Origin of the sequence: Microbacterium sp. K24, assembly GCF_004794465.1 — a bacterium.
Lineage (GTDB): Bacteria > Actinomycetota > Actinomycetes > Actinomycetales > Microbacteriaceae > Microbacterium.
In genome coordinates this window covers 15,117-33,344 of sequence record NZ_SSDJ01000147.1, presented here as the reverse complement: position 1 = coordinate 33,344, position 18,228 = coordinate 15,117, and the positions used below count along the sequence as shown (strand labels likewise).

At 68.5% G+C, this 18,228-nt stretch carries 23 protein-coding genes; 11 read left to right on the top strand and 12 right to left on the bottom strand.

The window, feature by feature from the left end; genetic code table 11:
- Positions 1-34: 34 nt before the first annotated feature.
- Entirely contained in the window at positions 35-433 is a 399-nt protein-coding gene (locus DW306_RS18415; RefSeq protein ID WP_136057028.1) for a VOC family protein, read from the top strand.
- A 35-nt stretch (positions 434-468) separates the two neighbouring features.
- Here the strand turns inward: DW306_RS18415 and DW306_RS18410 are convergent, their stop codons facing one another.
- Together DW306_RS18410 and DW306_RS18405 are read right to left on the bottom strand one after the other, a co-directional pair.
- Positions 469-993 carry a VOC family protein gene (locus DW306_RS18410; RefSeq protein ID WP_136057027.1) on the bottom strand — a complete coding sequence of 175 codons (525 nt, stop codon included), beginning with the start codon at positions 991-993 and terminating at the stop codon, positions 469-471.
- Between the two features lie 95 nt (positions 994-1,088).
- Entirely contained in the window at positions 1,089-1,931 is an 843-nt protein-coding gene (locus tag DW306_RS18405; protein WP_136057026.1) for a helix-turn-helix transcriptional regulator, read from the bottom strand.
- Positions 1,932-2,055: 124 nt separating this feature from the next.
- On the opposite strand from DW306_RS18405, the gene DW306_RS18400 reads away from it, so the two are divergent.
- From DW306_RS18400 to DW306_RS18385, 4 genes are read left to right on the top strand one after another with little or no spacing between them, the layout of a single operon-like run.
- The gene (locus DW306_RS18400; protein WP_136057025.1) at positions 2,056-2,997 is read left to right on the top strand and encodes an SDR family oxidoreductase; all 942 of its coding nucleotides are present in this window, start codon (positions 2,056-2,058) and stop codon (positions 2,995-2,997) included.
- A gap of 49 nt (positions 2,998-3,046) precedes the next feature.
- On the top strand, positions 3,047-3,238 hold the full coding sequence (locus DW306_RS18395) for a hypothetical protein (RefSeq protein ID WP_136057024.1): 192 nt from the start codon (positions 3,047-3,049) through the stop codon (positions 3,236-3,238).
- 24 nt (positions 3,239-3,262) lie between these two features.
- Positions 3,263-4,363 (top strand): acyl-CoA desaturase, encoded by a 1,101-nt coding sequence (locus DW306_RS18390; protein WP_136057023.1) that lies wholly within the window; start codon positions 3,263-3,265, stop codon positions 4,361-4,363.
- Between the two features lie 43 nt (positions 4,364-4,406).
- Positions 4,407-5,192 carry a DNA/RNA non-specific endonuclease gene (locus tag DW306_RS18385; RefSeq protein ID WP_136057022.1) on the top strand — a complete coding sequence of 262 codons (786 nt, stop codon included), beginning with the start codon at positions 4,407-4,409 and terminating at the stop codon, positions 5,190-5,192.
- A gap of 19 nt (positions 5,193-5,211) precedes the next feature.
- On the opposite strand, the gene DW306_RS18380 is transcribed toward DW306_RS18385, so the two are convergent.
- Positions 5,212-6,090 carry a helix-turn-helix transcriptional regulator gene (locus tag DW306_RS18380; protein ID WP_136057021.1) on the bottom strand — a complete coding sequence of 293 codons (879 nt, stop codon included), beginning with the start codon at positions 6,088-6,090 and terminating at the stop codon, positions 5,212-5,214.
- An 85-nt stretch (positions 6,091-6,175) separates the two neighbouring features.
- On the opposite strand from DW306_RS18380, the gene DW306_RS18375 reads away from it, so the two are divergent.
- From DW306_RS18375 to DW306_RS18365, 3 genes are read left to right on the top strand one after another with little or no spacing between them, the layout of a single operon-like run.
- On the top strand, positions 6,176-7,054 hold the full coding sequence (locus tag DW306_RS18375) for an aldo/keto reductase (protein WP_136057020.1): 879 nt from the start codon (positions 6,176-6,178) through the stop codon (positions 7,052-7,054).
- A 47-nt stretch (positions 7,055-7,101) separates the two neighbouring features.
- Positions 7,102-8,121: a zinc-dependent alcohol dehydrogenase family protein gene (locus DW306_RS18370; RefSeq protein ID WP_136057019.1), complete on the top strand. Its 1,020-nt coding sequence runs from the start codon at positions 7,102-7,104 to the stop codon at positions 8,119-8,121.
- Between the two features lie 12 nt (positions 8,122-8,133).
- Positions 8,134-8,535: a cupin domain-containing protein gene (locus DW306_RS18365; RefSeq protein ID WP_136057018.1), complete on the top strand. Its 402-nt coding sequence runs from the start codon at positions 8,134-8,136 to the stop codon at positions 8,533-8,535.
- Between the two features lie 27 nt (positions 8,536-8,562).
- Here the strand turns inward: DW306_RS18365 and DW306_RS18360 are convergent, their stop codons facing one another.
- The gene (locus tag DW306_RS18360) at positions 8,563-9,708 is read right to left on the bottom strand and encodes a Gfo/Idh/MocA family oxidoreductase (RefSeq protein ID WP_136057017.1); all 1,146 of its coding nucleotides are present in this window, start codon (positions 9,706-9,708) and stop codon (positions 8,563-8,565) included.
- Positions 9,709-9,745: 37 nt separating this feature from the next.
- Here DW306_RS18360 and arr point away from each other — a divergent pair, with 37 nt between their 5' ends.
- Positions 9,746-10,156 (top strand): NAD(+)--rifampin ADP-ribosyltransferase, encoded by a 411-nt coding sequence (arr, locus tag DW306_RS18355; RefSeq protein ID WP_136057016.1) that lies wholly within the window; start codon positions 9,746-9,748, stop codon positions 10,154-10,156.
- Here arr and DW306_RS18350 read toward each other — a convergent pair.
- Positions 10,149-10,652: a DUF6611 family protein gene (locus DW306_RS18350; protein WP_136057015.1), complete on the bottom strand. Its 504-nt coding sequence runs from the start codon at positions 10,650-10,652 to the stop codon at positions 10,149-10,151. The genes arr and DW306_RS18350 overlap by 8 nt on opposite strands.
- A gap of 155 nt (positions 10,653-10,807) precedes the next feature.
- The gene (locus DW306_RS18345) at positions 10,808-11,830 is read right to left on the bottom strand and encodes a DUF389 domain-containing protein (RefSeq protein WP_136057014.1); all 1,023 of its coding nucleotides are present in this window, start codon (positions 11,828-11,830) and stop codon (positions 10,808-10,810) included.
- Positions 11,831-12,033: 203 nt separating this feature from the next.
- Between DW306_RS18345 and DW306_RS18340 the strand changes: the two genes are divergently transcribed.
- Positions 12,034-12,462: a DUF6855 family protein gene (locus tag DW306_RS18340; protein WP_136057013.1), complete on the top strand. Its 429-nt coding sequence runs from the start codon at positions 12,034-12,036 to the stop codon at positions 12,460-12,462.
- A gap of 81 nt (positions 12,463-12,543) precedes the next feature.
- Positions 12,544-13,149: a pyridoxamine 5'-phosphate oxidase family protein gene (locus tag DW306_RS18335; RefSeq protein WP_136057012.1), complete on the top strand. Its 606-nt coding sequence runs from the start codon at positions 12,544-12,546 to the stop codon at positions 13,147-13,149.
- Positions 13,150-13,171: 22 nt separating this feature from the next.
- Here DW306_RS18335 and DW306_RS18330 read toward each other — a convergent pair whose 3' ends face one another.
- The 6 genes from DW306_RS18330 to DW306_RS21515 form a co-directional block, all read right to left on the bottom strand.
- Entirely contained in the window at positions 13,172-13,705 is a 534-nt protein-coding gene (locus DW306_RS18330) for a flavodoxin domain-containing protein (protein WP_136057011.1), read from the bottom strand.
- 83 nt (positions 13,706-13,788) lie between these two features.
- Entirely contained in the window at positions 13,789-14,433 is a 645-nt protein-coding gene (locus DW306_RS18325) for a response regulator transcription factor (RefSeq protein WP_136057010.1), read from the bottom strand.
- Entirely contained in the window at positions 14,430-16,109 is a 1,680-nt protein-coding gene (locus tag DW306_RS18320; RefSeq protein ID WP_136057009.1) for a GAF domain-containing protein, read from the bottom strand. Before DW306_RS18320 ends, DW306_RS18325 begins: the two co-directional genes overlap by 4 nt.
- A 33-nt stretch (positions 16,110-16,142) precedes the next feature.
- Entirely contained in the window at positions 16,143-16,970 is an 828-nt protein-coding gene (locus DW306_RS18315) for a universal stress protein (protein WP_136057008.1), read from the bottom strand.
- A 43-nt stretch (positions 16,971-17,013) separates the two neighbouring features.
- Positions 17,014-17,604: a DoxX family protein gene (locus tag DW306_RS18310; RefSeq protein ID WP_240747266.1), complete on the bottom strand. Its 591-nt coding sequence runs from the start codon at positions 17,602-17,604 to the stop codon at positions 17,014-17,016.
- Positions 17,567-18,148 (bottom strand): hypothetical protein, encoded by a 582-nt coding sequence (locus DW306_RS21515; RefSeq protein ID WP_205814208.1) that lies wholly within the window; start codon positions 18,146-18,148, stop codon positions 17,567-17,569. Before DW306_RS21515 ends, DW306_RS18310 begins: the two co-directional genes overlap by 38 nt.
- Positions 18,149-18,228 lie beyond the last annotated feature (80 nt).

The following is an 18,228-nucleotide window of genomic DNA, read 5'->3' as shown; positions in this document are numbered from 1 at the left end:
TTGTACGTCGTATAATTTACCGACAGGAGCAGTCATGCAGATCACCGCATCCGCCATCTCACTCAACGTCCCCGATGTCGACGCCTCATCCGCCTGGGTGCAGAAGCACCTCGGATTCTCGGTCGCCATGGCGGCAGACGGATTCTCGTCGCTGCAGCATCCGGATGCCGGGATCAACCTGATCTTCCTGCGCACGGGGCTGTCGACCTTCAAGCCGGCCTCGGCCGCGGTGGACGCCGCGGGGCTGCTCGTCGTGTTCACCGTCGAGCGCATCGACGAGGACTACGCCCGGCTGCAGGCAGACGGCGTCACGATCGTCACGCCGATCGAGACCGAACCGTGGGGCGAACGCTACTTCCAGATGACGGACCCGAACGGCGTCGTCTACCAGCTCGTCCAGTGGGTCGAGCCGACGGCGGAGGACGTCGGCTGAGGTCGCGCCCCTGCGCTGGGCGGCCTCGTCGCCGCTCAGCGCGTGGGTGCGCTCGACCGTCCCTGCTCTCGACCACTGAGCTCCGCGTCGAGGGTCTCCTGCGCGATGCGCATCTGCTCGGCGTATGCGGGCTGCTGCAGGCGCTGCCAGATCACATCTTCGGGGACCTCCTCCACATTGCTGACCACCCACCAGATGTTGCCGAACGGGTCCTTGATGCGGCCGCCGCGCTGTCCGAAAGCGTTGTCGTCGAGAGCGGTCACGATGACGGCTCCCGCGGCGAGCGCCTTCGCGAACGTCGCCTCGGCATCAGGGACCCACACCCGCAGCAGGCTCGGCATCACCGGCCACTCCGGGCGACGGTCGAAGGCCAGCACGACCGTGTCGCCGACCCGGACCTCGGCGTGGCCGATCAGGCCGTCCTCTGTGGCGACCCGCCCGAGCTCTTCGCCGTCGAAAGCGGCGACGAGGAAGTCGAGCAGCGCTCCGGTGTCATCGGTCACGACCCACGGAGCGACCGTCGTGTAGCCGGAAGGGGCGGGATTCTTCGTTTCGGTCATCTGCTTCTCCGATCGTGACGTCAGGCGATGACGCTCACTCTAGGAACAGATGCGGACATATCCTGTCCTCGTTCCGACGCTCGATCGATCGAGAGTCACCGCGCGTACTGCGGACCCAGCACCGAGAGCAGCCGCAGTTTCTCGTGGCTCTCCGACCCCGGGGCCGCGGTGTAGACGAGCAGAGCCTGCGAGGATCCCGGGTCGAGCAGGCTCTGGCACGACAGGTCGAGCGCCCCCAATTCCGGATGGACGAAACGCTTGGTCTCCCGGGGGCGCAGCCCGATCTCCTGCCGGTCCCAGAGCACCCGGAACTCCTCGCTCCTCTCGCGCAGCAGCCGGCACAGTTCCGCCGCACGCGACTCCGGCCCATTGCGGCCCATGACCTCCCGAAGTCCTGAGACCCACAGCCGCGCGAGGAACGGGTGGTCGCGCGGGTCGTACAGCTCTCGCGACTTCGGATCCGTGAACCACCGGAACCCGATGCTGCGCTGCGGACCGGTGAGCCGCGCCGTATCTCCGGTGAGCGCGACGCCGAGCGCGGTCTGACGCAGCGTCTCCCCCAGCTCTGTGACGACCTCGGCAGGCGTGTCCTCGAGCCGGTCGAGGATGCGCAGCATTCCGGGTGAGACATGATCGCTCTCGGTTCCGCGAGCAGGAGGCCGGTGGCCGGCCAGTCGGAAGAGGTGGTCGCGCTCGTCGGCGGAGAGATGCAGGCCCTGGGCGATAGAGGCGATCATCTGCTCCGAGGGCAGCGGCCCGCTGCCGCGTTCGAGGCGGGCGTAGTAGTCGGCGGACATATGACTGAGCGCCGCGACCTCCTCGCGCCGGAGTCCCTCGGTGCGACGTCGCTGTCCATGCGGAAGGCCGACGTCCTCCGGCTGGAGGACGTCGCGCCGACGACGGAGGAACTCCGCCAATCCCGCCCTGTCGATACCCATGCGCACGACCGCCTCTCGTCGCTGATGATCCTGACACGCCTGTGCTCCGGCATCCACTGATCGACGAGTCCTGGTTGCCCGCCAGTGCGACGGCGAGAGTGGTGGAGACCTGAAGGAGCACACCATGCCACGCATCATCGACATCACCGTCCCGCCGCTGACCGGACGCCGCGCCGTCGTCACCGGAGGGAGCGACGGCATCGGACTGCGGATCGCCACCCGCCTCGCGCGAGCCGGCGCCGAGGTCGTGCTGCCGGTCCGCAACCTGGCCAAAGGCGAGGCCGCGGCCGCCGGCATCCGGAAGACGGCGCCGTCCGCAGAGATCACGCTGCTGCCCATGGACCTCTCGTCGCTCGAGTCGATCGCGGCGTTCGGCGACAGCATGCGGCAGGACGCTCGACCCGTCCACCTCCTGATCAACAACGCCGGCGTCATGACCCCGCCCGACCGGCAGCTCACGGCCGACGGCTTCGAGCTGCAGTTTGGCACGAATCACCTCGGCCACTTCGCCCTCGTCGGGCAGCTGCTCCCGCTCCTGCGCGCAGGCAGCGCCCGCGTCACCTCGCAGGTCAGCATCGCCGCGAACTCGGGCTCCATCCACTGGGACGACCTGAACTGGGAGCGGTCCTACAGCGGCCAGCATGCCTACAGCCAGTCGAAGATCGCCTTCGGGCAGTTCGCGCTCGAGCTCGACCGGCGCAGCGAGGAACACGGCTGGGGCATCACGAGCAACCTCGCCCACCCGGGAGTCGCCCCGACCAGCCTGCTCGCAGCCCGACCCGAATTGCAGCGCGGGCAGGACACCGTTAGCGTGCGCATGATCCGGTGGCTATCCGCACGCGGCATCCTGGTCGGCACGCCGGAGTCGGCAGCGCTGTCCGCCCTCTATGCCGCGACATCCCCCGACGCCCGCCGCGGCCGCCTCTACGGCCCCCGCGGGCTCGCTCACCTCGGCGGCGCTCCCGCCGAGCAGAAGATGTACTCGCGACTCCGCAGCGAGGAAGAAGCACGGCGCGTGTGGCAGGTCTCCGAGGAGCTCACGGGGGTGCGGATCAACGGTGACTGAGGGGATCGAGACTGTGAGCCCGTACAGCTAGAGGGCGTAACGTCCGATCATGAACGCACAAGTGAAGATCGCGGGGCTCAGCCCCGAACCGCTGGGTCTCGGATCCGCTCTCGTCGACGCGCTCCCTGTCGAGCTGACGACCGTGCAGACGCCTGACCCCGACGCCGCCTCCACGACGATCGACGACGACGAAGCACGCATCTCGGACTGGGCCGAAGAAGGCGGTGCCGTCCGCAGTTAGGGCGACACCGGCGAAGAGGTCATCATGGGCGACATCCGTCCGACCGTCCGCACTCGTCCGCGCGACAGCGCGCCCCGTGCATCGAGCACTTTCACCGAGCTCGCACAGACCGTCCGCAGTCGCGGTCTCCTGCGTCGCCGCTACGGCTACTACTGGACGAAGCTCGTCGCCGCGCCGCTGGTGCTGGTCGCCTGCATCGTCGCGTTCGTCTGGATCGGCGACACCTGGTGGCAGCTGTTCACCGCGGCGCTGCTGGCGATCGTGTTCACCCAGATCGCGTTCCTCGGGCACGATGCCGCGCACAGGCAGATCTTCGTCTCCGGACGCTGGAACGACTGGATCAGCCTGATCCTCGGCGATCTGCTCGTCGGCATGAGCTACGGCTGGTGGCAGCACAAGCACACCCGACATCACGCCAATCCGAACAAGCTCGGAGCCGATCCCGACATCGAGCTTCCGGTGATCGCCGTGACCGCTGAGAGCGCGGCGCGACATCACAGTCCCGTGGTCTCGTGGCTGCGTGGGCATCAGGGGCTGATGTTCTTCCCGATCCTGCTGCTCGAAGGGCTCTCGCTGCACGCCTCGAGCGTGCGGCGCGTGTTCGCCCGCGGGCGCCTCGAACGGCGGTGGGCCGAGATCGTGTTCCTGAGCGTGCGGATGATCGGTTATCTGATGCTGGTGTTCCTCGTGCTGTCGCCGGGCATCGCGTTCGTCTTCCTCGCCGTGCAGCTCGGGCTCTTCGGCTTCTACATGGGCGTCGCGTTCGCCCCGAACCACAAGGGGATGCCGGTGGTCCCGCGCGACATGACGCTCGACTTCCTGCGGCGCCAGGTGCTGATGAGCCGCAACGTCCGCGGGAGCCGATTCGTCGACATCCTGCTGGGCGGCCTGAACTACCAGGTCGAGCATCACCTGTTCCCGTCGATGCCCCGGCCGCACCTGAGGCACGCGGCCCCCGTGGTCGAGGCGTACTGCCGCGAACTCGGGGTGCCGTACACCCGGATCGGGCTGTTCGCGTCGTATGGGATCGTGATCCGCTACATCAACCGCGTCGGCCTGGGCGAGCGAGACGTCTTCAGCTGTCCGCTGATCGACCAGCGCAGTCACGTCGGCGCGGTCACCTAGCGCGCCGAGGCGTGTGTCGTACGCATCCGGCACGATAGGAGGCATGACGGACGGCTACGATTCCGAGTTCCTCGCCACGACGGTGCCGCTGCCGGCGCCGGGCCGGGAACTCCGCACGCTCGACTACCCGCGGTTCTCGGTGCTGCTCGATCCGCAGCGCCGGCTCGCAGCCGTGACCGCGGTGAACATCGACGGGGCGCGGCTTCTCGATCTCGCTCGGGAGGGCGAGTGGCGTCTCGACCCGCGCATCGACGCAGAAGTGCAGACCGGCCCCGACGTGTACGCACGGAACGACCTCGACCGCGGTCACCTCGTACGCCGCCGTGACCCCGGGTGGGGTGAGGCGTCCCAGGCACGCGCGGCGATGGAGGCCACCTTCTTCTACCCGAACGCCGCCCCGCAGGCAGCGGGCTTCAACCAGTCGAAGGAGCTGTGGCTCGGCCTCGAAGACCACGTGCTCGCGTACGCCGAGACGACAGATCAGCGGCTGAGCGTCTTCACGGCCCCGGTTCTCGCCGACGACGACCCGCCGTATCGCGGCATCCGCATTCCGCTGCGTTTCTGGAAGGTCGCCGCCTGGCACGATCCGACAGGGCTCCGTGCCGCCGGTTTCGTGCTCGACCAGACCGAGCTCGTCGATGCCGACGAGGGGCTGCTCGCGGCCCCGCCGCTCGGAGGGTTCCGCACCTTCCAGGCTCCGATCGCCGACATCGCCGGGATCGCCGGCGTCGACCTCGGCCCGCTGATCGCGGCAGACGTGCTCCGCGGCGAGAGCGCACGCGCGGAAGGCTGGCGCCCGCTGAGCGCCTCCGGCGACATCGTGCTCTGAGCCGCCCGCCGCGGCAGGGTCAGGCGTCGGTCGACGCCGTCGTCTCCGTGCGTGGTGCCTCGGTCGCGACCCAGCTGGCCAGCATCTTGAGCTTGTCCTCCGAGGGGGTGCCGGGCTCGGCCGTGTACGTCGACATCTGCAAGCCCGGATCGGACGGAAGCTCGAACGCCTCGTAGACGAGCTCGATCTCGCCGACGATCGGATGCCGCAGCCGTTTCACTCCGCTGCGATTGAAGCGCACGTCGTGCGCGGCCCACAGCGTGCGGAAGCGATCACTGCGCGTGGACAGCTCTCCGACGAGGTCGCTGAACCGACGATCGAACGGGTTGCGGCCTGCCTCGCTGCGCATGGCAGCGACGAGCTCACGGGTGACACGGTCCCAGTCGGGATAGAACTCGTGGGCCACAGGATTCAAGAAGGCGAATCTCACACTGTTGGGCGAGGGATCGTCGAAGTGCGGCGAGTACAGCGCCCTGCCGAGATCGTTCGCACCGAGGTAATCGAAGGAGCTGCTCCGCACCAGGGCCGGCGCTCCCGTCATCGCGTCGAGGAGTCGCTGGATGCTGGGACGGATCGCTTCCGCCTTCTTGCGCGGCCTGCGGGCGACGGGTGAGGCGTTCGCCGTGCGGGCGAGGTCGAACAGGTGCGCGGTCTCGGCGTCGTCCAGCTGCAGAGCGCGGGAGAGCGCGTCGAGCACGCTGTCCGACACTCCGGAGAGGTCGCCGCGTTCGAGGCGCGTGTAGTAGTCGACACTCACTCCCGCGAGGAGGGAGACCTCTTCGCGACGCAGGCCCGGCACGCGTCGGTTGCCGCCGAACACCGGGAGTCCAGCCCGATCGGGGGTGAGTCGTGCGCGCCGCGTGGAGAGGAATTCGCGCACTTCGCTGCGGGTGTCCATACCTCGACGGTACGCCCTCTTGGCACACGCAGAGAGGTACCACCAGGCCCTCCCACCCCGACGCGTGCGCGCGCACACTGGAGCTATGACCACGAATTTCACTCTGAACAACGGCGTCACGATGCCCGCCCTCGGTTTCGGCGTCTATCAAGCGGCACCTGAGGAGACTGTCGCGGCGGTGACATCGGCGATCGAGACGGGGTACCGCCTGATCGACACGGCCGCCGCCTACGGCAACGAGCGCGAGGTCGGTGAAGCCATCCGCCAGTCCGGCATCGCGCGCAACGATGTCTTCATCGAGACCAAGGTCTGGATCACCGACTTCGGCTACGACGAGACGCTGCACGCCTTCGAGAAATCGACCGGCAAGCTCGGCGTCGACACTCTCGACCTGCTCATCCTGCACCAGGCTCTACCGTCGCAGTTCGACCGCACCCTCGGCGCTTACAAGGCTCTCGAGACCCTGCTCGGGGACGGACGTGTGCGCGCCATCGGCGTGAGCAACTTCATGCCCGCGCATCTTGCGGACCTCGCCGCTGAGACCTCCATCGTGCCCGCGGTGAACCAGATCGAGGTGCACCCGTACTTCCAGCAGCGCGACGTGCAGCAGGCGGATGCCGTGGCCGGCACGATCACGCAGGCCTGGTCGCCGATCGGCGGCATCACCGCATACCGTCCCCACGGCGCCTCGGCGTTCGACGACGAGACGCTCGCGGCCATCGGCGCCGAGCATGGCAAATCCCCGGCACAGGTGATGCTGCGCTGGCACCTTCAGCAGGGACGATCCGCCCTGCCGAAGTCGGTGCGCCCGGCGCGCATCGCCGAGAACTTCGACGTGTTCGACTTCGAACTCACCTCCGACCAGCTGGCGGCGATCGACGCGCTCGACACGGACGTGCGCCGTGGCCCCGAGCCCGAGGCCGTCACGCTCGAGGCCTTCGGCCGGGAGATCCCCGAAGCATGAGCGACCCCGCTTCCGTTTCCTCAGACCGATTCAGCAAGGAGAACCACATGCGTGGAGTCATCATGCACGGACCCGGCGACGTCCGGGTCGAAGACCGTGAGAAGCCGACCATCACCCGACCGACGGATGCCGTCATCAAGCTCGCCGCGACCTGCATCTGCGGCTCGGACCTGTGGCCCTATCGGGGTGCGGACTCCGTGGACGCCACCCCGATGGGACACGAGTACGTGGGCGTCGTCGAGGAGATCGGCGCGGAAGTGAAGAACGTTCAGGTCGGCGACTTCGTCGTCGGATCGTTCATGGCGTCCGACAACACCTGCGAGATCTGCGAAGCCGGGTACCAGTCCCGTTGCGTGCATGTCGTGCCGATGGGCCGCTACGGCACCCAGGCCGAGTACGCCCTCATCCCGCACGCCGACGGCACCCTCGTCGCCACGCCCGGTCAGCCCGACGCCGATCTCGTGCCGTCGCTGCTCGCCGCATCCGACGTGCTGGGCACAGGATGGTTCGCCGCCGCCGCGGCCGAGGTCGGCCCGGGCAAGACGGTCGCCGTGGTCGGAGACGGAGCCGTGGGGCTCCTCGGCGTCCTCGCCGCGTCGCAGCTGGGGGCCGAGCGCATCATCGCGATGAGCCGGCACGCCGATCGCCAGGAGCTCGCCCGCGCCTTCGGCGCCACCGACATCGTCGAGGAGCGCGGAGACGCCGGCGTCGCGAAGATCAAGGAGCTGACGAACGGGCTCGGCGCGCACTCCGCGATCGAGGCCGTCGGCACCCAGGAGTCGATGATGCAGGCGATCCGCTCCACACGTGCCGGAGGCCACATCGGATATGTCGGCGTCTCGCACGACGTGGAGCTGCCCGGCAACGAGCTGTTCTTCTCGGGTGTGCACCTCCACGGTGGGCCCGCGCCGGTCCGCCGCTTCCTCCCCGAGCTCATCCAGCTGATCTGGGACCGGAAGATCGACCCGGGCGTGGTGTTCGACCTCACCCTGCCGCTCGAAGAGGCGGCCGAGGGCTACAAGGCCATGGACGAGCGCCGCGCCACCAAGGTGCTGCTGACCGTCTGAGGAGGAGGAATCGTGAATATCGAACCGCGGATCCCGACCGTCAAGAATCCGCCGGAGCAGTTCACCGGTGACGTCTGGCTCGACCCGATCATCGCGCCGCACGACGCGGACCAGCGGATGTCGGGCGGACTCGTGCGCTTCGCCCCCGGCGCTCGCACGGCGTGGCACTCGCACGCCCGCGGCCAGTACCTGCGCGTGACCGAGGGCACCGCGCTCGTCGGCACCCGCGACGGCAAGGTCGTCGAGGCGGAGCCCGGTCAGACGGTGTACACCCCACCCGGCGAGGAGCACTGGCACGGCGCCACGGAGGACGGCTTCATGCAGCACCTCGCGCTGCTCGAGAGTGCCGACGATCCGGCCGAGACGACGACCTGGCTCGAGCACGTGTCGGAGGAGGAGTACCGCCGGCGCTGAGGACCATGCGGAGACGTTTCCTGGATCTCAGCCGCTGATCCCGTCGAAGGAGGGGATCGGCAGCGGCACGCCACCCTGCAGAGCGGACTCGTGCGCGATCACCCCGGGGGCCGTCCAGTTCGCCGCCGTGACCGCGTCGATCGCGGGGAGTCGGCCCTCGACGATGCTGCGGACGAACTCGTGCACGAGATGCGGGTGCGAGCCGCCATGACCGCCGCCCTGCACGAACGAGGCGTGACTGCCGTCGGCGAAGACACTGGAGCCGGTGTAGCCCGCGATCTCCGCGGGAAGCAGGTCGCCCCGATCGGGCGCCTCGATGCGGCGGGCTTCGATCCCGTCGCCTCGCGCGTCCTCCCCTGCGCCGGTCACGCGGAGGAAGTGCACCGGAGGCTCGTCCTCGAGTTGCGGCCACTCGAATCCGTAACTCTCGCCATACACGGCGAACGCCTCGGAGTAGGAGCGCGTGGCCTGGAACAGGGTGCGGGAGACCTCGACCGCGGCATCCGATCCCTCGAGTTCGAAGATCGCCGTCTCGGCGGGGAACGGATTTCCGTACTGCGCCGCACGGTCGTCAGGCAACCGGCCCGAGCCGAGGCAGCGCACAGTCGTGGCGCGAGTGCCGAGCAGACCGAGCACCGGAGCGATCGCATGGGTCATGTAGAAGTGCGGCGGGAGGCCGCGCCAGTACGCCGGCCAGCCCTCCATGTCCTGGTAGTGCGAGCCCTTCGCGAAGGTGATCGCACCGAACCGCCCCTCGTCGAACAGCTCACGGCAATGCAGGAACTCGCGCGTGTAGACCGCGGTCTCCATCATCATGTAGTTCTTGCCGGTGGCGCCCTGCAGCCGCACGATCTCGCGCATCTCGTCGATCGACAGCGCCATCGGCACCGTGGAGGCGCAGTGCTTGCCCGCTCTCAGCACCGCGATGCTCTCCCGCCCGTGGTCGGGGAGACGGGTGACCAGATGCACCGCGTCGATGTGGTCCTGCGCGAGCACGTCATCGAGGCTCGCATACCTCTCGGTGATCCCGAACTCGTCGCCGACGGCAGCCAACACCCCTGCATCGGCATCGCAGATCACGAGCGTCTCGACGTCGGGGTGATCGCGGTAGATCGGCACGAACTCGGCTCCGAAGCCGAGACCGACGAGGGCGACAGTGATCTTCGCAGTCATAGGTCCAGTTCTACCGCCTTCGACCTAGGCTGTCGGGATGAATGACGCGCTGGACGAGGGACCGTTCTATCACGGCACCAAGGCCGACCTTCAGGAGGGCGACCTGCTCACCGCGGGATTCCGGTCGAACTACCGCCCGGAGGTCGTGATGAATCACATCTACTTCACGGCGTTGCGGGACGGGGCGGGCCTCGCCGCAGAGCTTGCGGCGGGCGACGGGGAACCGCGGGTGTACATCGTCGAGCCCACGGGCCCGTTCGAGAACGATCCGAACGTGACCGACAAGAAGTTCCCCGGCAATCCGACGCGCTCGTACCGCAGCACCGAGCCGGTGAAGGTCGTCGGCGAGGTCGTCGACTGGACCAGATTGTCGGCCGATGCCCTTCAGCCGTGGCGCGAGCGGCTCGCCGCCCTCCGCGCCGACGAACGCGGCGAGATCATCAACTGACCGCGGAGGTGTTCCCGCCGGCGTGCACGTACGCCGCTCGCCACGCGCGGTCGAACTCCTGTCGACTGATCACGCCCTGCCGGCAGGCATAGGCGGCATCCTGCAGAGCTTCCGCGATCGTGTCGAGCCGACGCTGCTGCGAACGCTCCTGCGCGCTCTCCTCGTGCAGGCCGGACCGGCTCGCTGCCAGCGTCACGGTGCGCTGACGGATGTCACGTGCACGGCGAGAGAGCGAGAAGCCGACGGGGAGCAGCACCGCCGTGAGCGCCAGGGTGGCGAGCAGCGGAGGAACGCCGACGGCGCACAGCCCCACCCAGACGACGACGCCCCCGCCGAGCGCGAGCGGTGTGAAGAAGCGGTTGGCCTCGGCGAGGCGTCGTTCTGCACCGGTGGAATCCGGCGGATAGATGGCGAGCACCGATGCGACCGTGCCGTAGTGGCTCACGGTGCGCGAGACATGGCCCCAGCGCGGGACCGACGGGCTGACGGCGGTCACGGCAGGGATGGGAGCGGTGAATCGAGGACGATGGACGAGGGACATGTCCCCCACATTCCTCCGCCCGGGCCTCGGGAGCGCGGATGCAGACGGAACGCATACGGCCCCGCGCCGTTTCCATGCGCGTTGGCGACGCCGGCTTTGCGGCGAGGGAGCTAGTCCCGACGAGGCGGGGACGGATGTCCGTCGTCTTCGATGCTGAGCATCCGCAGACGAGCCGTGCTTCTCCGGCGTTGCGTCCGGCGGAGGCGCGCGGCTCGTCGACCCTGCCGACGGCCGGAGATGAGCTGCACGTACAGCGTCGCGACACCGGCGATCAGGAGACCGGCGAGATTGATGAGCAGCTGGATCGCGGAGCCGCGCGCCTCGTCCCAGGCACCGACGGCGAGTGTGAGACCGATGGTCCCCACCGCCGGCACCGTCGTGATGGAGATGAACACCCCCACGAGGGCCGACGACTTCGCCGTGGTGAGCGAGAGCACGCCGGCGATGCCCGCGAGGATCGCGATGACGAACGACCAGGCGTCCGGGGCCACGATGAACTCCGTCGCCGGGCCGGTGGTCGCCTGCTCGTAGGTGATCACGCCCGTCGCGTAGAGGGCCGCCCAGATGCCCCAGGCGATGGCGGCGCACACGGCGAAGCCGCCCAGGAGCGTTCCGAGGGCGGGGACGACGATGCCACCGCGTCGGCGGACGATCGCATACGAGATCGCGGCCAGCGGAGCGAACTCCGGACCGACGACCATCGCACCGATGATGAGGATCGGCTGGTCGAGCAGACGGCCCACGCCCGCGATGAGAGTGGCGAGCAGCAGGAAGACGAAGAACGAGACGGACGGGTGCGCGTCCTCCTCCGCCTTGCCGGCGAGCTGCGCCCAGAGCACCCCGTCGGCCGGATGCCCCGGGGCGAGAGTCTCGGCGCGGACGGCAGCATCGGAGACCACGACCAGTGGTTCGGAGACGACGATGCCACCCTCGGCGGGGATGCCGAGGTGCCGCAACGAGCGCATGATGTTGTTCGCGTTCTCCCTGGTCATCTCGAACAGGATCACGTCGCCGCGTCCGCCCATCGCCGACCCGGGGATGACGGCGAGCCCGCAGACGGTGGGGTCTCCCGAGAGGATCTCCTGCGCCTGAGCGGAGAGTGCCTGGGTGACGGTGACGCGCACGGAGAGCATGCACCTATTCTGCTCGGCCCGTGTCTTCCTCGGACCCCGTCACGCCGGACACGAGAGCTGCGTCCCGGGCGGCCGCCGCGCCGACCGTGCCAAGGGGATGGTCGGAGCTCATGACGGCTGGCCACGATGCGAACATGAGACGCACTGGTCTAGGATCAGGCCCTCAGCTCCCTTTCGCTGAGAAGCCGTGACAGGAGCCGGAAATGACCGAACAGCACTGGTCCGGCGGAGGAACTCCGGATGACCCGTGGATGCTGAAGACAGCTCCCCTGTCATCCGACTACACCCTCTACCGTGATGACGACAGCGATCCGGCTCTCCTGGCCTGCCAGGTCGGCACCACCCGGCTCACCTACCTCGCCCGCGCGATCGAAGACCTCCATGCGGAGCTGCTCCGGCGCGGTGACTGGGTGGCACTGGGCGCCGCCGACGAGAAGAAGGAGCCGGCACCGGATTCGGTGGAAGCCTGGGGACGCTCCGAAGACAACCCCGTCGGCGGCTGGTACGGGCAGCGGAAAGGCTATCGCGGCCGCTTCGGCATGTACCTGCCGCCGCTGCTGGAGGCCCTGGGTCTCGTCGAACTCGAGCACAACCCGCGCAACAATCGCGTGAGGGCGGTCCCGCAGGAGTGACTCGTCGATCCGGAGGGACCTTCGACCCTGCCGGTCCGTCGCCGAAGGCGGTGGACTGGAGGAAACAGAAAGGTCGGGATCATGAGGTCATCGAAGGACGACGCCCGAGCGGGCTCGCGCAGCGGCACGGCGGCCGACGGAGTGGAGAAGCTGGCGACCGCGGACTGCTGGCGCCACATCGAGGCCGAGTCCTTCGGACGCCTCGCCATCATCGGACGAGACGGGGCCCCGGACATCTTCCCGCTGAACTACACCGTCCACGAGGGATCGATCTACTTCCGGTCTGCGCCCGGTTCGAAGCTCGCCGCGATCGTCCTTCACCCGGTGGTCGCGCTGGAGATCGACGGCGAAGAGTCGGGGTTCCGGTGGAGCGTGGTCGTCCACGGTGGCCTGCGGCGCCTCGACAGCGACCAGGAGATCCGCGATTCGGGTGTCAAGTTCTTGGCCTCGCAGAGTCCGACAGCCAAGTACAACTACGTCTGCATCGAGCCCACCTCGATCTCCGGACGCCGGTTCATCGACAGGTCCGAGGGCAGCACCGCAGCTCGATCGCCTGCGATCACCAAGAACCCGATCGGCCCCCAGGAGCCGACGCGACCTCTGGACGACGCGGTGATGCGAACGCACCGCCGATCGCGGGAGGCCGTCCGCCGACTGCCGATCTCGCACTTCCCTCCGCTGAGCTGAGCTGAGCGGAGGGTTCGCGGGCTCAGGCCGCGACAGCGGCGGTCCGGGCGAGGCTGAGCCCCCACGCCTCCGCACGTTCCCGTTGCCCGTCGACGAGCTGGTTCTCCGAGTTCACGATGAAGCACTCCATCTCGACCTGCTTGTGGGCGGGGCCCTTGAGTCGGCGCTTGATGGCGACCGCGGCGTCACCGGCCAGGGCACGCATGATGTCTGCTCGCGTCGAGAAGGCGGCCAGGAGACGGGTCCGATCGGAGACGACCAGCTCATCGAGCCACTCCCTGACACCGTGATCGACTTCGGCGTGCTCGAGCGTGAGCGTCCTCGCCGGGTCGGCAGCCCATGCGGCGGCCTCGAGTCGTGACGTCGGCCGGGGAAGGCTGTGGGCATGCGTGGGAGCACCGACCACGAGAAGGTCGAAACCGACCGTCGACCGTGGGGCCGCGGACACTGTCGTGATCGTCACATCGATCGCGCTGCGCTCGAACGTGAGACAGATGCTCTCTGCGATCGCTCGGGTGTTGCCGAACATGGATTCGTAGACGACGAGTGCGCGCATGGTCGTGCTCCTTCGATGGGTGTAGCGAAAGTCTCACGCGTGGACTTCGGCGCAGACAGGGCCGAAAGTCCCGTCGGATCCGGTCAGGATGCGGTGTGTTTCCGTTCGGAACCGTAGACGGCCGCCTGGGTACGGCGTTCCATCCCGAGTTTCGAGAGCAACCCGCTCACGTAGTTCTTCACCGTCTTCTCGGCGAGCCCGAGTCTCGCTCCGATCTCACGGTTGGTCAGTCCGTCGGTGATCAGGTCGAGGACCTGGTTCTCACGCATCGTGAGCCCCGGGCCGGCGGGGAGATCGGAGCTCCGTGGCGTCGGCCGGATGGCCGTCGCTCCGCGGCGCAGCACATCGCCGGACTGTATCGTCCCTCCCGCGGCGGCGCGACGGATGGCCTCGATCAACGCCCCGCTGCGGATGTCTTTGAGCACGTAACCGCTGGCGCCGGCGAGAATCGCAGAACGCAGGGCGTCGTCATCGTCGTAGGCCGTCAGGATGAGGCAGGCGATACCCGGATGCAGGGAGCGGATGTCGCGACACAGGGTCACGCCGTCGCCGTCCGGGAGTCGCACGTCGAGGACGGCGACGTCGGGTAAGGTCGCATCGATCCGCCGGACCGCCTCACGAAACGAGCCCGCTTCGCCGATCACGGAGAGGTCGCTCTCGGCATCGATCAGCTGCGCGATCCCGCGCCGCACGATCTCATGGTCGTCGACGAGGAAGACGCGGATCATGGCTCTCCTGGCTGGCCGGCCGCGGTCACCGGTGCTGTCCACATGACACGAGTCCCCGAAGGCGACTCCGCGGTGATGATGCAGAGACCGCCGCGAAGTTGGGCGCGCTCGGCGATGTTCGCCAGACCGCTCGAACGCGCTCCCTCCGGAATGCCGCGGCCGTCGTCGATCACCGTGAGAGCGACGACTCCATCGGCGACCTCCGCGGCGACTTCCACATGGTGAGCCTGGGCGTGCTTGACCGTATTGGTCAGACATTCGCGCAGCACCGCGACGAGCTCGTCCGCAAGCGATGCAGGAACGAGCGAGTCGAGTGGCCCCGAGAAAGTGATGCGGGGAGTGGACGCGAGGCCGGCCGAGACTTCGGCGACCGTGTCCAGGAGGCGATCACGAGTCCGCTTCTGGTTGCCGCGCTCCCCCGCACCGAGGGCGAAGACGACCGTCCTGATGTCTTTGATCGCCGCGTCGATGGCGTCGACCTGCGTCTCGATCACGGCGGACGCCTCGGCATCGACCGCCCCCGAGACCGCCTGCAGCGACAGCCCCGCGCCGAAGAGCCGCTGGATGACATGATCGTGCAGGTCACGCGCGATCCGGGCGCGATCGCGATTCGTCTCGAGGCGCCGGCGGTCCTCCCTCGCCCGGACCACCTCGATCGCGACACCGGCCTGCCCGGCGAACGCGAACGCCAGTTCCAGGTCTGCGTCGGTGAAGGCGGCGGCCCCCAGACGTCGCGAGAGCGTGAGCACGCCCAACGGCTCCGCACCGCTGTAGAGCGGGATGGCGACGGTGGGCCCCGAGCCCGGCTGCCAGTCGACCGGCGCCTGGTCGGCATCAGCGCCACCGCGGGCGCCACCGACGACGACGCTTGCCGCCCGCTGCGTGGCGAGTGCGCGGGCCGCCAGTGTTCCGGCCGCCGGGAAGACGCGACCACGCAGCGAAGACGCGTCGCGACCGTGGACCGTCGTGACGAGGAAGTCGTCGTCGCCGTGCGGCACGGCGACCACGACCAGGTCGACGTCGATCAGGGCGCCGACGTGTTCCGTGATGACCTCGAGCACGCTCTCGTCAGCGACTTCCAGCATCGCCGCCATCACGTCGGCGGTCGTATCGCTCCAGATCTCACGAGTCTTCGCGATGTCGTACAGGTGTGCGTTCTCGATGGCGATCCCCGCCGTGGCCGCCAAGGCGATGACGAGCCGCTCGTCCTCTTCCGAGAAAGGCCCCTCTTCCCCCGAAGTCAGGTACAGGTTGCCGTAGACGTGGTCGCCGACGCGCACCGGAACACCGAGGAAGGCCTCCATCGGCGGATGGTGCGCGGGAAAGCCCGTGGAGCGGGGATCCATGGCGAGATGCGGCACCCGGATCGGCGTGTGTTCGGTGATGACGGCCCCGAGCAGCCCGTGCCCCACCGGCGGGGGCCCGATCCGTGTGACGGTGGCGGCATCCATCCCGACGTGGATGAAGCGCTCGATGCCGCCCTCGCGGTCGATGACGCCGAGAGCACCGTAGGGCGCATCGACCAGCCTCATCGCGGCCTCCACGATGCGGCGGAGCACCACCTCGAGATCGAGTCGCTCGATGATGGAGGCGTTCGCGTCGAGCAGGTCACGGAGCCTGCGCTGTGCGAGTGCTGCCTCGGCCGCCTCATCAAGTGGGCCTGAACGTTCCGGCATGACTGCCTCCCGTCGTCGCGAGTCTACGACCGATCACGTCGGCAGCACCGCGTTCGGGACGATGCAGACAGGAACCGCCGAACGAGCCAGCAGCTCGCGGGCGATGGATCCGCGCAGCGGGTCGGCGAAGATGCCGTGACGAGGCAGGCCGATGACCAGAAGAGAGGCGTCTCGCGCTCGTTCGAGGAGCGCTCCGGCTGCGTCTCCGTGCGTCAGCGTCTGCTCGACGGGGAGAGCGGGAAATGTGTTGCTCACGCTCGAGGCTGCGCGTCGCAGAGGCTTCGCGTGCTCGGCTCTCATCTGGATCGGTGACGCCCGGAGCGAGATCGGTCCCTCGACGCGGGGAACGGGCATCTGCCAGGCGTGCACCATCGCGAGCGTCGCGCCGGTTGCGTCGGCTTCGCCCGCCGCGACGTCAACGGTCCGAGAGGGTGCTTCACGGCCGGAGAAGCCGACGACGACCGCAGCGTCCGAGGGCGACCAGCCGTCCGGCACCACGACGATGGGGACGGGGGATCCGGCGGCGAGTCGCAGGAAGTGCGCGGACCGCATCGACCTCGCCGCTCCGTCATGAAGTGCGCCGACGACCAGCAGATCCGCAGCGGATGCCTGCTCGAGCAGAGCCGCCGGCATCGTGCCTTCCACCTGCCGTGAGGTGACATCGCCATCCGGCACGATGTCGAGCACACGCAGTTCCGCTGCACGCAGGGGAGCATCGAGCCGAGACTCGTCCGACAGGACCGTTCCCCCGATGGTGACGATCTCGACTCGCGTCTCGCCTCGGGCGGCCCGTTCGGCCGCCCAGTCCACGGCGACGAAGGACCCGTCGCTTCCGTCGAAACCCACGACGATGGTCTTCATGAGACCGAGCCTTTCCGTGCGACCTCTCGGCCGGGACGCTTCGTCAGACGAGCCAGCGGTTGCGCTGCACGACGGGGAGCGCCTTCCACTGCCGTCCGAGACCCCAGGTGTCTCCGGCCGCGAGGACGGCGGTGACGATCAGGGCGAGCGCGTAGATGATGTGGTAGTCGACCAGCGGATTGGTCGAGGCGGCGTTGATGCCGAACGGCCACTCGGCGAGGTACATCGCGACCATGAGGACGGTACCCACGACGGCACTGATGCGAAGTCCCACGCCGAGGAGCACGGCCACACCGATCGCGAGCATCGCGATCATGAACAGCACGTCACTCACCGGGCTGGCGATCGATGCGAAGAAGGGCTTCAGCGGGCCGATGACCGAGTCGCTGTTGAGGAAGCCCTGGCTCGGCGTCCCACCCGAGATCCAGGCTCGCTCCGGCGGCGTCGAGAATCCGAGGCCGAGCGTCTTGTCCAGGAAAGCCCACAGGAAGATGAATCCGGTGGCGAGCCTCAGGACGGCGAGCCAGCGCCGCCCGCTCGCGATGGTCACGATGCGTGTCTCCTCGACCGTCGCGGCCTTCGCGGGGTTCGCGGATTCAGCTGAGCGTGCGGGGGGAGTCTGCAGAGCGGTCATGATGATCCTCACCTAGGGCCGCAGACGAATGTCGCGACGGGATACCCCCACCATCCGGCGTCCGCACCGTCGTCGCCAGGGTCGAAGGTCCCGGTGCCCGGCGGGTTGCATCCTCGGCGGGCCGGATGCGCGAAGGGTGGAGGATGCCGAGCAGCACCAGCACGAGGGCCAGCTCGCCGAGACCGAGGGCGAGGTAGATCGATTGCAGCCAGGAGTAACCGACGACGGCGACCTCCACGAAGATCCAGATCGTCATCCCGAACCCGGCGACCGCTGCAGCGAGAAGCCCCCACGGCAGTCGACGGTGACTCAGGAAAGCGGCCGCGCCTTGCGTTCCCCCGACGACGACTCCGAGGATCAGCCCCGGGATCAGATACGAGGCGAACGGCGTCCCGTCGAGATGGGCCAGCGGGACGCCGGCTCCGTTCGCGACGACGCCGAGGATTCCTCCCGCCAACGCGGAGACGGCGCCGAAGCAGAGAATCACGAACAGGACGTTGCGCGCCCAGCTGTTGCCGAACGCGAACGGCCGATGCTTCCTCATACCTCTGATGCTCGCCGTCGCCCCGCCGCAGACCTAGGGCCGAAGGTCCTTCGTCGAGAGCGCTCCGCCCGTGATCTTGG

Coding starts and splice junctions, on each gene's coding strand:
- DW306_RS18415 (WP_136057028.1), top strand. CDS start 35: ATGCAGATCACCGCATCCGCCATCTCACTCAACGTCCCCGATGTCGAC.
- DW306_RS18410 (WP_136057027.1), bottom strand. CDS start 993: ATGACCGAAACGAAGAATCCCGCCCCTTCCGGCTACACGACGGTCGCT.
- DW306_RS18405 (WP_136057026.1), bottom strand. CDS start 1,931: ATGGGTATCGACAGGGCGGGATTGGCGGAGTTCCTCCGTCGTCGGCGC.
- DW306_RS18400 (WP_136057025.1), top strand. CDS start 2,056: ATGCCACGCATCATCGACATCACCGTCCCGCCGCTGACCGGACGCCGC.
- DW306_RS18395 (WP_136057024.1), top strand. CDS start 3,047: ATGAACGCACAAGTGAAGATCGCGGGGCTCAGCCCCGAACCGCTGGGT.
- DW306_RS18390 (WP_136057023.1), top strand. CDS start 3,263: ATGGGCGACATCCGTCCGACCGTCCGCACTCGTCCGCGCGACAGCGCG.
- DW306_RS18385 (WP_136057022.1), top strand. CDS start 4,407: ATGACGGACGGCTACGATTCCGAGTTCCTCGCCACGACGGTGCCGCTG.
- DW306_RS18380 (WP_136057021.1), bottom strand. CDS start 6,090: ATGGACACCCGCAGCGAAGTGCGCGAATTCCTCTCCACGCGGCGCGCA.
- DW306_RS18375 (WP_136057020.1), top strand. CDS start 6,176: ATGACCACGAATTTCACTCTGAACAACGGCGTCACGATGCCCGCCCTC.
- DW306_RS18370 (WP_136057019.1), top strand. CDS start 7,102: ATGCGTGGAGTCATCATGCACGGACCCGGCGACGTCCGGGTCGAAGAC.
- DW306_RS18360 (WP_136057017.1), bottom strand. CDS start 9,708: ATGACTGCGAAGATCACTGTCGCCCTCGTCGGTCTCGGCTTCGGAGCC.
- arr (WP_136057016.1), top strand. CDS start 9,746: ATGAATGACGCGCTGGACGAGGGACCGTTCTATCACGGCACCAAGGCC.
- DW306_RS18345 (WP_136057014.1), bottom strand. CDS start 11,830: ATGCTCTCCGTGCGCGTCACCGTCACCCAGGCACTCTCCGCTCAGGCG.
- DW306_RS18340 (WP_136057013.1), top strand. CDS start 12,034: ATGACCGAACAGCACTGGTCCGGCGGAGGAACTCCGGATGACCCGTGG.
- DW306_RS18335 (WP_136057012.1), top strand. CDS start 12,544: ATGAGGTCATCGAAGGACGACGCCCGAGCGGGCTCGCGCAGCGGCACG.
- DW306_RS18330 (WP_136057011.1), bottom strand. CDS start 13,705: ATGCGCGCACTCGTCGTCTACGAATCCATGTTCGGCAACACCCGAGCG.
- DW306_RS18325 (WP_136057010.1), bottom strand. CDS start 14,433: ATGATCCGCGTCTTCCTCGTCGACGACCATGAGATCGTGCGGCGCGGG.
- DW306_RS18320 (WP_136057009.1), bottom strand. CDS start 16,109: ATGCCGGAACGTTCAGGCCCACTTGATGAGGCGGCCGAGGCAGCACTC.
- DW306_RS18315 (WP_136057008.1), bottom strand. CDS start 16,970: ATGAAGACCATCGTCGTGGGTTTCGACGGAAGCGACGGGTCCTTCGTC.
- DW306_RS18310 (WP_240747266.1), bottom strand. CDS start 17,604: ATGACCGCTCTGCAGACTCCCCCCGCACGCTCAGCTGAATCCGCGAAC.
- DW306_RS21515 (WP_205814208.1), bottom strand. CDS start 18,148: ATGAGGAAGCATCGGCCGTTCGCGTTCGGCAACAGCTGGGCGCGCAAC.